This is a genomic window from Paenibacillus filicis (assembly GCF_038070315.1).
Taxonomy (GTDB): domain Bacteria; phylum Bacillota; class Bacilli; order Paenibacillales; family NBRC-103111; genus Paenibacillus_G; species Paenibacillus_G filicis.
On record NZ_JBBPCC010000003.1, the window covers coordinates 260,542 to 272,941 of the forward strand.

Genomic DNA, 12,400 nt, shown 5'->3' on the forward strand with positions numbered 1-12,400 from the left:
CACCGTTTTCTTATTGGCTATTTTTTATTCAATATACGCGATCCGACGGTGTCGAACAAGCGGGGAAACAGCTGAAACAGCTTCACGCCCGCCGCTGCTGTAAAGGGCAGGTTTACTTCAGGCGTGCGCCGCTCAATCGCCCTCAGTACCTTGGCTGCGACCTCCTCCGGCTTCAGCATGAACCACCGTACATTATTCACATAGTTCCCTGTCGGGTCCGCACGGTCGAAGAACGGCGTATCGATAGGTCCCGGATTCACCGCCGTCACCGCAACTCCCGTCCCGATCAGCTCCTGCCTGAGGGAGTTCGTTAGTCCCAGCACCGCATGCTTGGTCGCGGAGTAACCGGTTGATTTGGCGGACCCGACCTTGCCCGCCATGGAAGCGATATTGACGATATGACCGCTTCTCCTCTCCAGCATATGGGGCAGAACGGCTTTGATGCAGCGCACCGTTCCCAGATAATTAACATTCATCATATCTTCAAACTCGCTCAGCGGTGCATCGGTTAATTTGTCGAATACCCCGTATCCGGCATTGTTGATTAATACATCGATTCGGCCATACTGCTGTAAGATCTGCGATGTCACCGATTCCACCTGGTCCGACGACGTCACATCCAGGACGAACGTACCGTGAGGCCTCTGGATTCGTCCGGCCACCTCGGCGAGCCTTGCTTCCGACCGGGCGGCAAGTACCGGGACAGCTCCTTGCTCAGCCAGCATCTGCGCCATTAGCGCGCCTATCCCGCTCGACGCTCCTGTTATGACAACAACCTTATCCCGGAAAAACATGCGCATTCCTCCCCGTTCGTTTCAACCTTCGCAAGCAATAAAAAAAGCGAAAGCGTTCCACCCCCAACGGAGCAGGCACAGCCCTCGCTTACCACTTTAAGCAATCAACACTTGAATGTCCAGTTCTCCGATTCCTTCCATGATAAGAGGAATCGTCAACGCACGCTTGGCATCGAATCCAGCCAGGCTGGCCGAGTGCATCAGCTTAGGCGGAGTAATATCTACGCGTACTCCTTGATTAAACAGCATCGTACTCGCATTTCCACTAATCATATTGCCTAGTTCGGAAATGGCGCTTTTGCTCATCTCATCCATTTCTGTGATCAGGAAGCCGCCCATCATTGCAGACACGACCTTCAATGCGACACTCTCGTGGAGTCCGAAAACAATGTCACCTTGCATCTGCCCGGTCATGCCGATCTGAATCCATATATAATCTTCTACAAATTTGACATCCTTAATTCCTAACTGGCCGGTGGACGGTCGAATATTGGCGACCTGCTCGATGACGATTCTAGCGGATTCCAGAAAAGGATTAATTAACTCAGCTTTCATTCCGTGATCGGTCTCCTTTCGACAAAATCCTGTATTTCCGTAGGACCTCTTGTTCCTTCATTATACCTAAAACCAAGTCCTGCGTATAGGATTTTTTGCCAATCTGTGAACTTTAACACGAAATACCACTAGGTCCTAGTCCCTTCCCCTTCCGGCAAACACGGCTCGTACATCATCAGCGCATGATTTTCCGCCACGAATTCCTCATCGATCCAAGTCCCTTCCCGCTCAAAGCGATTGCGATAAATGGTATTATGCCTCACGTAACCACCCCACAGCTCCTGAGTGAACCAGTGGTTCTTCTCGATAACTTCATATGTATAAGGGCATGGACTATCCGATCTCCATTCACCGACGAGCTCGTCCTCTGTCAGCTCCAAACATAGCTGATAAGTGGATTCCGTCGGATTGAGGATTTGCAGATCGACATAGTTATAGAAGCAGGTAGCTCCGCTCCCGAATGGTTGGGTCCGCCCCGCATCGGGAAAAACATCATAACTGTGTCTGTAGCGTTCGGTCACGACCAGTGGAGTATGCAAGGTCATCCAGTAGATCAGGTTAGACAATTGACAAAGTCCGCCGCCTATGCCGACCTTAACCTTCCCGTGATGCAGCAGCATGCCCGGCAGGTACCCTTTTCTCCGTGACGGCTTGCCGATGGCCCGCCAGTAGGAGAACGTCTCTCCCGGTCTTAAGCAAACGCCGTGGATACGTCTAGAAGCGATCCTCAGATTCACGATCTTATTATGCTGGAGCCACATATCCACGTCCTGCAGCTTGCGCAGCAGGGGAGTTCTATGCGTGTGTACGAGATAAGGCAATGGCTGCTGCAGCCTCTTGGAGCTGACATGCGAGTTCATACGCAACCATTGCCAATACCTCAGAAGTCTGTAATAGGCGATTCCGCTGGCTAAGCGCAGCCGTGATCGCTTCCTGGGCTTAGGTATCGAAGCCGATACTGTCATAGACCCCTTCCCCCCGCCGGATTTTGTCGATCGCACGTCGCACGTATTCAATCGTATCAGAAGGCAGGGAATCCACCGGAAACCAGTCCATCTCCGAGCACTTATCCGGCTCCCGGTTGCTCGGTTCCCCTTCCCATGACCGGACAGTGAGGAAGAAATCAATCCATTCTCCCGAATCAGAATTCCGATGCAGCACCAGTGCTACTTCCAGATCCTCCCGCCGCACGACAAGCCCGCTCTCCTCATAAGCCTCCCGTATGGCCGCCTGCCACACATCCTCCCCGCCATCCAGCTTACCTGCTACTAGGCTGAACTTCTCGTCTTGAAAGCCGGTGTTAGCTCTTCGGAGCAAGAGGATCTCCCCCTCCTGAATAAACAATAAATAAACGGCGCTATGCAGCCGAAACCATGAATTGGACATCGATCTTCCTCACTTTCATCTAGGACTTCTAGACCTATTTGAGGGGATCGCGAATCGTCCCCAGAAATAGTAGGCTGCCCGTTTCCGTACTTTGAATAGCCACGATAAACGGCCGGTTAACTGTCATGCTCACCGTATCCGACGCTGGAGGCGCGGAGCCAGCCATCTCAGCAGAGGTAACCGCAGCCGCCACCGTCCCTTTTTCATCAACCTGCAAGTATGTTTTGTGCAGCACTTGATTGATACTCAGACGCATCTGGTCGCTAATTCCCCCAAATTGCGCCTGCTTAGCATCGAAGACCTCCTGCAAACCAAGCTTTTGCAGAGCGTCATTCAGACTGTACTTCCCCTCTAGCTTAAACCGGGGCAGCTCCAATAATACCTGCTGCGGTTTAAGCTCGCGATTCCAGAGCTCGGTGTCCGCCGACAGCTTCTCCGCCACAGCGTTTACACTCGTATGCTCAGCAGGCAGGACAATCGCCATAGACAGCTTCCCGTCCCCATACGGAAGCCGTACCCACTGAAAGTCAGGCGTCTGCGTGTACTCCAGGCTGCTTCGCTGCTTCATCATGGGTACCTGTACCCGTTTGTCCGGCTTGACAGCAAATTCAGCAGGCTTCGTCTGACTTTCCGGGAAAGGATGCTGCCATTTACCATTGAAATAAAACGTATTCACTATATACAGAAGGGTTTGTGGAGAAACAGGTTCTTCTAGAATACCACCAATCTTCCCATCCGTCTTCCGGCTTACCCAATCATTGATCGTTTGGACAGCCTTGCGGCCCCTGGAAAAATCAAGTTCCTTTGCCTCAGCAGCATACTGTGTATGCAACTGTTCTATGTATGTGGGCTTAATCGTAGCTCCCTTCCGGATCCATAACGAGTTGGCCGTGAAAACCCGCGCCTTGCTGTCTGACTGCTCCAGCAGCTCGCGGAGAATCCGGTGCCCTTGGATTCGTGCTTCGGGACTCAACTGATCCGTATGAAGTACACGGTCCAGCTCCTCCCGCGTCGAGCCCTCCGCTCCCAGTTGTACCATCGCCAGTGCCATTGCTACGCTATAAGGAGACATCACTACATTCTGTTCTGGCTGGGCCTTGTTCATTTGTAGATAAAGCTCCAATCCGAACCGGTTGTCCGCCCTCACAACGGCTGGCTCCAGCTCCGTGAGATTGGGCTTCCTTTCATTTATATTTCGGCTATCCGTGTTCCCCCCGCTTCCGCAAGCGGCCAGCAAAAGAACGGCAGTACTGAATGCCACCATCGTATATACCTTCATCATCTTGCCTGCCCTAACCGCTCCTGACCTGCGCTTTCGGCTTGTCGATACCATTTCATGCATTCCCCCTCTCTCGACTCTAAGCTCCTAACGCATCATTTGCATCCGATGTTGCAAAGATGTCATAGCATCAAGTCTCTTAATGCCCTCTGATGCCCTGTAGGAACATCTCTTACGCTCACCTTATGAATACTATCCCCTTCGCTCAGGTCCAGGAGTTTGTCCAGCAGGCACATAAGATTCTAGTACTTGCGTACGCTTCTATTACTGTGGTTTGGAAACACAGATTCCAATCCGAAAATCTAATTTATTTATTATAAGGGAATTTATTGAATTACAAACATAATTCATGTATAATAAGAACAAATGTTCCTATGAATTTGATTTTGGGGGTGAAATCCATGTACTTGAGCTTAATGGCGCAGGAAACGGAGCTTGATTTCAGCTCCTTGGAAGCATGCATCCGTGCTCTGTACGCAGCCAGATGGCCGGAAGGGTTTCGCTGTCCTTACTGTGAGCACTCCCATGCCTACGAAATCAATACCAGGAAGCTCCCCCTCTATCAATGCAGTCTGTGTGAGCGCCAAACATCCCTAATAGCCGGCACAGTTATGGAAGGAAGCCACACCGATCTTCGAAAATGGATGCAGACTATGCAGCTTGTCGCCCATGCTTCCCCTGGTATCAGTGCTTTGCAGCTGAGTCAAATCATTGGTGTGACTTACAAAACAGCCTGGCTCATGCTCCACAAGCTCAGAGCAGCGATCGATTCCTTTAACGGCAGGGAGGAGCCGCTTCAGGGACATGTTCAGATCAACTCTGCCTTTTATGGCAAACCTTACGGCTCCGTCATTCATGAGCACCCTCAACGACAGCCTCTTCTGATAGGCGCTTCTATTGACATGCTCGGCGTGCCAACCCGCATTCAGATCATGCATATACCAAAACATCATATGAACGGAACTACGGTCCGCGGCAGTGGTGTCCAAGCATTTATTCGGATCCATGTAGATCCTGTAGCTTTGCGAGTAGAATGCAACACTGCACATTTCAGCAGCCGTCGCTTTCGTTCGTTACTAGCTGTTGCTGCACAAGCCTCTCAATGGATGAACCTGACTTTTCATGGAATTGGTCCAAAGTATCTCCAGCGATACTTGGAGGAATACATATATCGCTATAACATGACGGCCAAACAACTCCCTGTATGGTCGAATTTAATTCGACTATGCGCTTCTTCGCCTCGCACAACCTACTCAGCCCTAACCGGAAATCGCTCCGGTTCTTCAAGCAAAGCTTACTATCGCGATAACCTGGCTTCCTGACCAATCCTCGTCATAACAATCCTGGAACTAATCAAGTGGCAATTTTCACTTCTCAGCTCTTCCTGCTTCCCAGATCTCAAAGCCTTCCTCGATCTCCATATCTTCCTGGATTTCCATATCTTGCTCGTTATTCATATCTACCTGGATCTCCATACCTTGCTCGTTCTCCATATCTTCCTGGATCTCCATACCTTGCTCGTTCTTAATGCCTTTCTTATTCTCCAGACCTTTCATCAATCCTACCTTCCTTTGTTCTCCCTACTTTCCTTGTTCTACTGTCTTTCCTTGCTCTCCTTACTTTTCTCGCTCTTCCTACCTTCCTTGTTCTCCAGACCTTCCTTACCTTCCTTACCTCCTTGCTTTCCTTATCTTCTTGTTCTACAGACCTTCCTTACTCTGCTTACCTTCTTGCTCTTCTCGTTCTTCTTGCTCTTCTTACTCTTCTTGCTCTTCTTGCTCTTCTTGCTCTTCTTGCTCTTCTTGCTCTTCTTGCTCTTCTTGCTCTTCTTGCTCTTCTTGCTCTTCCTACTTCTTTGTTCTCTATGCACGGTTCAGTCGAGAATATCTTGCATTCCTTTGAATCGGCCTTATCTTTGCATTCCATCGAGAGAGCGCACGCGATCTTTACTCATCCTGAGCCAAGGGGATAGTGGACATATACCCGCTAGAGGGGCTACAGCACATAGAGCATCCAAGCAGCATCCCCTCACCCTCACCCTCCCTTCGGAGCTACCCACGCCCGCGCTGCGCTTCCCTACCTTCAATCTTAGTCAGATCACAAAATCCAGTGCATCCTCATACTCCCGGAACTTTCGGGTGTCTTTAAGCGCAGGGCTGTAAATATGAAGCGATACCGTGCGGTCCGGACCCGCATTATGCATTTGATGAATTTGCCGCTTAGGAGCCAGGAGGCATTCTCCCGCAGCTAGGGAGTATTCTTTTTGAAGCTGCGGGAACCCATAGGTATCAAGGGTAAAAATCCGATTGCTCAATCGGCCTTCCAGCACGACCGCACAGCCCACGGAACGGCCATGATCATGAATCCAGGTCTGGGTTCCCGGAGGCAGATGGACGAGCACGACATCCATGGCATCGCTGTGAAACAAGCTTTTTCTGCCGTAGGGCAGCTCATAAGGCTCGGGAATCTCCCCCAATGCTTCCATCGGGACCTTCCAATCCTGAATCCATTGCTGGAGCATCCGTGGCGAAGATACAGCTTGATTGCTTGATCTGAGCGTACACTCGAGCGTTTCGAAGCAGACCATTTAAGATCACCCTCCATGATTCAAATCATTGATCAAAACAAGTTCATTTATCTTATATTTACCTATTCGTATGCCGGGCTTTAGGTAAATGTCCCTGCCATTCGATCCCTTCTTCCGAATAAGTTCAGCGATTTTAAGAATGTTTTAAGAAAAGGGCACTGCACTTGTTAAGATTTAGAAGCTATACTGAGTAAAAAGTTTGATAAAAAGGAGGCCAGCCTTTGATGGCGCAGCCAACTATTTTATTGGTGGATGATGAACAGGAAATCATCGATCTGCTGGAAATTTATTTAAAAAATGAAGGGTACCGCCTGCTTCGGGCGGGCAATGGCGTGGAGGCTTTGTCTGTTTTGCAGAAAGAAAAGGTAGATCTGATCGTACTGGATATCATGATGCCCAAGATGGATGGGATCGAAGCCTGTCTTAAAATTCGCCAGGATCAAAATATGCCGATCATCATGCTCTCTGCCAAAAGCCAGGATATGGATAAAATTCTGGGCCTCAGTACGGGGGCTGACGATTATTTGTCCAAGCCCTTCAATCCGCTAGAGTTGATCGCCCGGATCAAATCTCAGCTGCGCCGGTACACACGCCTGAATGTCGGTCAACCACACAAGGATCATGAGCTGGAGGTTGATGAGCTGACAATTAACACGGCTACGCATGAGGTGAAGGTGGACGGCCGCGAGATCAAGCTCACACCGCGTGAGTTCGCCATCCTGGAGCTGCTCGCCCGGCATCGCGGTACGGTCTGGAGCATCCAGAAGATTTATGAGGCGGTCTGGAAGGAAGCTTATCTGGATTCTGACAATACGGTCATGGTACATATCCGGAAAATTCGTGAGAAGATCGAGGATAATCCGCGTAAGCCCAAATTCATTAAAACGGTGTGGGGAGTTGGATATAAAGTTGAATAAGAATAAGAAGGCGCATCTTCCAAAGCTGAAAAAACCGGTGCTGCAAAGGTTTCCTTTCAATTGGTTTCCGTTTAATCTGATCCGGGCACTGATCTACTTCCTCATGGACATCTACCGGATGGTCCGCAAGCATGTGGAGCAGAGCATCCGCCTGCAGCTTGTTCTTACCTTCGCGGTCTGTTTCTTGGCAGCACTGATGTTCTATGGCCTCAGCTCTGAGCTATTCGGCAAGCTTAATAAAGGCACCGTCATCGATTATTCCTCCGGCATCCGGCGGATCGATGGTGAGGCCCGGGAACTGGTCAGGCTTTTGGAGCCTGCCGATGAGCACGATATCGAGGAATTTGTTCCGCATGAGGTTCCGAACAATATTCCCCCCAGTATCGAACCTGCCGCTTCCCAGTCTGCCAGCCAAGCAATGGCTACACCAACGCCATCCGGCAGCTCAGCGTCTCCTTCAAGCAGCTTGAACACCCCTACTCAGGAGGGCACCTCAGGAGCTTCCGGCAATCCAGCTCAAGGGAGCGGACAACCAACGGCAACACCGCCCGCTTCTGCGAACCGGCAAGCTTCGCAATCGGCGGAGAAGTTGAAGAAGATCAACGATTTCAGGCTGCTTTCTTTTCAGAGCAATGTCAAAAGACTGGCTACTAATGAAAAATATAAGGTCGTGATCACCAATCTCGAGGGTAAAGTCGTATTCCGAAGCGATAATGCGCCTGAAACCTATGTAGATGTGCACAGCGTAATACGCAATGCCATGGATACCCGCAACAGCTATGACCGCTACTCCCGATCTGAGTTCTCCAGCTTCTATCCCGTGACTTACAACAACCAAAAATCGTATCTGGTCGTAAGCGCCATCCCTGAGCCTCAAATCAGCTTTACCAAAGAGCGAAGCCCGATTTCTTTGCTGAGCGCGCTGGCTCTCTTCATCTTTCTCTTTTACTTCCTCACTCAGAAAAAAATGCGCTATGTGGAGGAATTGGCCGGTGGACTCCGGATTATCGCGACAGGCAATCTCGATCACCGGGTCGTAGAGCGTTCGCGGGACGAGCTCGGGGCACTGGCCCGCGGCATGAATCAGATGGTCGACGACCTTCAGTTCAAGATGGAAGAGGAACGCCGAGCCGAACGGCTCAAGAATGAATTGATCACGAACGTCTCGCATGACCTGCGCACCCCACTTACACTGATCATGGGTTATTTGCGGCTGCTTCATGACAAAAACTACGATTCCAAGGAGCAGGAAGCCTCCTACATCTCCATCGCCTACAATAAGTCCGAGAAGCTCAAGGGCTTGATTGACGATCTATTCGAGTATACGAAGCTGTCGAATCAAGATGTGCCCCTTAACAAACGCGGTGTAGCCATCAATGAACTGCTGGATCAACTGCTCGAGGAGTATGTCACCTTGAGTGAGGAGAACGGTTTGAAGCTGGTGCGCAGCATTCCTCATGAACGGCTGAAGGTGAATGCCGACGTGGACAAGATGATACGCGTCTTCGACAATCTCCTGGGCAATGCGATCAAATACAGCCCGAAACCCGGTACGATAGCTGTCGGGCTGGCCAAAGATGGAAACTGTGCCGTGATCCGCGTCAGCAATAAGGCCGATGCCATGACCCGGGAGGAGCTTGAGCAGTTATTCGACCGCTTCTACCGCATAGATCCTGCCCGAAGTTCGATAACCGGGGGCTCCGGTCTGGGGCTCGCTATCGCGAGGAGCATTATAGATTCGCATGATGGAGAGATTTGGGCCGAATCGGCTGACGGCGAGATTCATTTTTATGTTAAACTGAAGCTCGTATACTAAGGAAAGGAAGAACTGATCGTATGCCTGGCTATTTATTGGATTTAGATGGAACTTTGTACAACGGAGACAAACCGATAGCTGGAGCCGCCGAGTTTATCCGTCATTTGCGCGACAAACGTCATCCCTTTGTGTTCCTGACCAACAACTCCTCACGAACACCACAGGAGGTGGCTCATCATCTCAAGGCGACAGGCATCGAGGCGCTCCCAGAGGAAGTACTGACCTCCTCCCAAGCTGCTGCCCGGCACCTGCAGCAGCTCCGGCTTCCCACTAGTCGCGTGTTCTGCATTGGGGAGTTGGGCCTAAGGTCAGCCTTGGAGGAAGCCGGCTTCGAGCTGGCAGACCCTCAGGACGAGCCCGGAACCGTCAGTGCTGTCGTCCAAGGCATCGATCGGTCATTCGATTACGGGAAGCTCAAAGCTGCAACCTCCTATCTGCGGAGAGGAGCGGTGTCCGTCCTCACGAACCCTGACCATCTCCTGCCATGGAATGGAGAGCTGACACCAGGGGCTGGCTCCATAGGAGCCGCGATCGAGCGGGCCTCGAGTGTAAAGCCTATCGTGATCGGCAAGCCTTCGCAGATCATCATGCAGGCTGCCGTAGACAAGCTGGGGTTGCCTGTTTCGGAGATATGGACCGTCGGGGACAATTTATCTACCGATATACAGGGCGGCATTTCGATCGGCAGCAAGACCGCTCTCATGCTGACCGGGCTGATCACGGACCCTGCGGCTGCCGAAGAACAGATCGGTCGTCTGGGCATTCGGCCAGACCGGATTTGCATGCATTTGCAGGAATTGATTGAACCTTGACCTAGCAAGCAGAGCTCCTTCGTTACGACGAGGGAGCTTTTAGCTGTGTCGTTGACTTTTTAGAAACGAGGTGATACTATTTATTTTAATAACTAAAATATTTTGTTTTAAAATTTTAAATAAAGAAAGGATCGATTCCATTGTCCCCTCGCGAGCCGCACATCGAACGTTTCGAGCGTTCTTTTTTTACGTTGTTCCGCAAGCTGGGTCCGGAGCTGGGTCTTCCTGAGCATATCAGTCTGACCGGCCCTCAAACGATGATGCTCTATACGCTTCGCACGATGGGTCCCTGCCCCGGTGGCAAGCTAGCCCAAAAGATGGAGGTTACGCCAAGCGCGATCACCGTTATGATTGATCGGCTCGTTCAGCAGGGCTTCGTGGAGCGTACCCATGACGGGCATGACCGCAGGGTCGTCATGCTTTCCATCACCGATCAAGGTATGGATGTTCTGCAGCAGCTGCGGGTGATTCGGGATGAAGCGCTAAAACAGTATCTTGCTTACGTTGAACCGGACGAGCTGGAGTTATTCCTGGCGATCTTCGAGAAAATTGTTAAAAAAATCGAGGAATAGCTAAAGCCCTCCTACAGGAAACTAACCTATAAAAACGGGAGGAATCGAACATGTCGGAAACGCTGCAAAGCACACCGGAGGATGCAGGTGTTGAGCGCCGCGGCTTACTGATTGCCGGCTTGATTATTGCGATGCTGTTCGGTGCTCTCGAAGGTACGATTGTAGGAACGGCCATGCCCCGCATCGTCGGGGAGCTCGGCGGCCTGAGCCTGATGACCTGGCTCACGACAGCTTATATGCTGACTTCGACCACAGTCGTTCCTATCGCAGGTAAGCTGGCCGACCTGCTGGGACGCAAGTCCATTTATGTAACAGGCCTCGTTATCTTCATGATCGGCTCGGTCCTGTGCGGGATGTCACAGACGATGGGACAGCTTATTTTCTTCCGGGCATTGCAAGGAATAGGCGGCGGCATCATGATGCCGATGGCGATCATCATCATCGGGGATATATTCACCGGTGCACAGCGTGCCAAGTGGCAGGGTGTGTTCGGCGCCATCTTCGGCCTCGCCTCCGTCATCGGTCCCCAGATCGGCGGCTGGATCGTCGATTCCTTGAACTGGCACTGGGTGTTCTACATCAATCTGCCTGTCGGTATTATTGCTACCCTGCTCATCTCGCTTGGTCTACAAAGTTACAAAGCCACCGGACCAGTCAAGTTCGACCTGGCCGGCATGTTTACCATGATCGTAGGCGTGGTATCGCTGCTTCTGGCTCTGACCTTCGGAGGAACGGAATTCCCTTGGGCCTCCTTGCAAATTATCGGCCTGTTCGTGCTGGCAGTCGTGTCCCTTGTCTCCTTTGTCAGGATCGAATCCAGAACTCCTGAACCGATACTGCCGGTGCAGCTGTTCAAAAACCGGACATTCACCGTGGTGAACGGCATCGGTTTCTTCATGAGCGTAGGCATGTTCGGCGCCATCATGTTCGTTCCTCTATTCATGCAGGGCATCGTCGGCATCAGCGCTTCTGCTTCGGGTACGGTTATGACCCCGATGATGGTTACGATGATTATCGCCAGTATTCTCGGCGGCCAGTTGGTTTACCGAATCGGAGCTAGACTACAGATGATGGCTGGGATGATCATCATGTCCGGCGGTTTCCTGATGCTGACGACCTTGAACATGACGACTACCAAGCTGTATGCGAGCGGTATTATGATGGTGATCGGTCTTGGGATGGGCCTTGTGATGCCGCTGCTAACCCTAATCCTGCAGGAAAGCTTCCCTAAGAAGGATCTCGGCGTCGTCACATCATCCAGCCAGTTTTTCCGGCAGATCGGGGGAACCTTTGGGATGACGATTCTCGGGGTGGTGATGAACAATCGTTCGGATACTCTTCTCAGCACCACGCTTGTTCCGATGCTGCAGAAGCTGCCTAAGGAAGCCGGGGCTATGGTTGACAAGCTGACCGCTTCGATTCATACGAATCCACAAGCGCTGTATTCGGCCCTGTTGAATCCGGAGACACTGAAGCAATTTCCCCAAGAACTGACGAACGTCATGGTTCCTGTGATCAAGTCTGCGCTCGTCGATTCTCTCCATGCCGTCTTCTGGTTCGGCCTTGGATTCGTGCTTATTGGAGCTATCCTAACCCCGCTGCTTGGCAAGGTGAAGCTGATCAAGCGCGGCAAAGAGAGCGGCGACTCTGTGCAGCCTGAGGTTGCTGCCAGATAAACGTAG

General features: G+C 51.3%; 14 protein-coding genes. 6 read left to right on the forward strand and 8 right to left on the reverse strand.

Annotated elements, in window-relative coordinates; all coding sequences use genetic code 11:
- Positions 1-17: 17 nt before the first annotated feature.
- From WMW72_RS07530 to WMW72_RS07550, 5 genes are all read right to left on the reverse strand, one after another.
- The gene (locus tag WMW72_RS07530; RefSeq protein ID WP_341414817.1) at positions 18-794 is read right to left on the reverse strand and encodes an SDR family NAD(P)-dependent oxidoreductase; all 777 of its coding nucleotides are present in this window, start codon (positions 792-794) and stop codon (positions 18-20) included.
- A gap of 96 nt (positions 795-890) precedes the next feature.
- Complete coding sequence (locus WMW72_RS07535; protein WP_341414818.1) at positions 891-1,349, reverse strand: chemotaxis protein CheX; 459 nt, start codon at positions 1,347-1,349, stop codon at positions 891-893.
- A 128-nt stretch (positions 1,350-1,477) separates the two neighbouring features.
- Complete coding sequence (locus WMW72_RS07540; RefSeq protein WP_341414819.1) at positions 1,478-2,314, reverse strand: VanW family protein; 837 nt, start codon at positions 2,312-2,314, stop codon at positions 1,478-1,480.
- Positions 2,289-2,735, reverse strand: coding sequence for an NUDIX hydrolase (locus WMW72_RS07545; RefSeq protein ID WP_341414820.1), 447 nt, complete (start codon positions 2,733-2,735; stop codon positions 2,289-2,291). Before WMW72_RS07545 ends, WMW72_RS07540 begins: the two co-directional genes overlap by 26 nt.
- Positions 2,736-2,769: 34 nt before the next feature.
- On the reverse strand, positions 2,770-4,077 hold the full coding sequence (locus tag WMW72_RS07550; RefSeq protein WP_341414821.1) for a serpin family protein: 1,308 nt from the start codon (positions 4,075-4,077) through the stop codon (positions 2,770-2,772).
- 311 nt (positions 4,078-4,388) lie between these two features.
- On the opposite strand from WMW72_RS07550, the gene WMW72_RS07555 reads away from it, so the two are divergent.
- Positions 4,389-5,336 (forward strand): transposase, encoded by a 948-nt coding sequence (locus WMW72_RS07555; RefSeq protein WP_341414822.1) that lies wholly within the window; start codon positions 4,389-4,391, stop codon positions 5,334-5,336.
- 45 nt (positions 5,337-5,381) lie between these two features.
- Here the strand turns inward: WMW72_RS07555 and WMW72_RS07560 are convergent, their stop codons facing one another.
- From WMW72_RS07560 to WMW72_RS07570, 3 genes are all read right to left on the reverse strand, one after another.
- Complete coding sequence (locus WMW72_RS07560) at positions 5,382-5,570, reverse strand: hypothetical protein (protein ID WP_341414823.1); 189 nt, start codon at positions 5,568-5,570, stop codon at positions 5,382-5,384.
- Between the two features lie 131 nt (positions 5,571-5,701).
- A complete protein-coding gene (locus tag WMW72_RS07565; protein ID WP_341414824.1) occupies positions 5,702-5,884 on the reverse strand; it encodes a hypothetical protein in 183 nt (60 codons plus the stop codon).
- Between the two features lie 222 nt (positions 5,885-6,106).
- On the reverse strand, positions 6,107-6,601 hold the full coding sequence (locus WMW72_RS07570; protein ID WP_341414825.1) for a cysteine dioxygenase: 495 nt from the start codon (positions 6,599-6,601) through the stop codon (positions 6,107-6,109).
- Positions 6,602-6,825: 224 nt separating this feature from the next.
- Between WMW72_RS07570 and WMW72_RS07575 the strand changes: the two genes are divergently transcribed.
- The 5 genes from WMW72_RS07575 (at position 6,826) to WMW72_RS07595 (ending at position 12,394) form a co-directional block, all read left to right on the forward strand.
- Positions 6,826-7,518: a response regulator transcription factor gene (locus WMW72_RS07575; RefSeq protein ID WP_341414826.1), complete on the forward strand. Its 693-nt coding sequence runs from the start codon at positions 6,826-6,828 to the stop codon at positions 7,516-7,518.
- Positions 7,511-9,334 carry a sensor histidine kinase gene (locus WMW72_RS07580; RefSeq protein WP_341414827.1) on the forward strand — a complete coding sequence of 608 codons (1,824 nt, stop codon included), beginning with the start codon at positions 7,511-7,513 and terminating at the stop codon, positions 9,332-9,334. Before WMW72_RS07575 ends, WMW72_RS07580 begins: the two co-directional genes overlap by 8 nt.
- Positions 9,335-9,354: 20 nt before the next feature.
- Positions 9,355-10,146 carry an HAD-IIA family hydrolase gene (locus tag WMW72_RS07585; RefSeq protein ID WP_341414828.1) on the forward strand — a complete coding sequence of 264 codons (792 nt, stop codon included), beginning with the start codon at positions 9,355-9,357 and terminating at the stop codon, positions 10,144-10,146.
- Positions 10,147-10,286: 140 nt separating this feature from the next.
- Complete coding sequence (locus WMW72_RS07590; protein ID WP_341414829.1) at positions 10,287-10,718, forward strand: MarR family winged helix-turn-helix transcriptional regulator; 432 nt, start codon at positions 10,287-10,289, stop codon at positions 10,716-10,718.
- 50 nt (positions 10,719-10,768) lie between these two features.
- Positions 10,769-12,394: an MDR family MFS transporter gene (locus WMW72_RS07595; protein WP_341414830.1), complete on the forward strand. Its 1,626-nt coding sequence runs from the start codon at positions 10,769-10,771 to the stop codon at positions 12,392-12,394.
- Positions 12,395-12,400 lie beyond the last annotated feature (6 nt).

Coding starts and splice junctions, on each gene's coding strand:
- WMW72_RS07530 (WP_341414817.1), bottom strand. CDS start 794: ATGTTTTTCCGGGATAAGGTTGTTGTCATAACAGGAGCGTCGAGCGGG.
- WMW72_RS07535 (WP_341414818.1), bottom strand. CDS start 1,349: ATGAAAGCTGAGTTAATTAATCCTTTTCTGGAATCCGCTAGAATCGTC.
- WMW72_RS07540 (WP_341414819.1), bottom strand. CDS start 2,314: ATGACAGTATCGGCTTCGATACCTAAGCCCAGGAAGCGATCACGGCTG.
- WMW72_RS07545 (WP_341414820.1), bottom strand. CDS start 2,735: ATGTCCAATTCATGGTTTCGGCTGCATAGCGCCGTTTATTTATTGTTT.
- WMW72_RS07550 (WP_341414821.1), bottom strand. CDS start 4,077: ATGCATGAAATGGTATCGACAAGCCGAAAGCGCAGGTCAGGAGCGGTT.
- WMW72_RS07555 (WP_341414822.1), top strand. CDS start 4,389: ATGAATTTGATTTTGGGGGTGAAATCCATGTACTTGAGCTTAATGGCG.
- WMW72_RS07560 (WP_341414823.1), bottom strand. CDS start 5,570: ATGAAAGGTCTGGAGAATAAGAAAGGCATTAAGAACGAGCAAGGTATG.
- WMW72_RS07570 (WP_341414825.1), bottom strand. CDS start 6,601: ATGGTCTGCTTCGAAACGCTCGAGTGTACGCTCAGATCAAGCAATCAA.
- WMW72_RS07575 (WP_341414826.1), top strand. CDS start 6,826: ATGGCGCAGCCAACTATTTTATTGGTGGATGATGAACAGGAAATCATC.
- WMW72_RS07585 (WP_341414828.1), top strand. CDS start 9,355: ATGCCTGGCTATTTATTGGATTTAGATGGAACTTTGTACAACGGAGAC.
- WMW72_RS07595 (WP_341414830.1), top strand. CDS start 10,769: ATGTCGGAAACGCTGCAAAGCACACCGGAGGATGCAGGTGTTGAGCGC.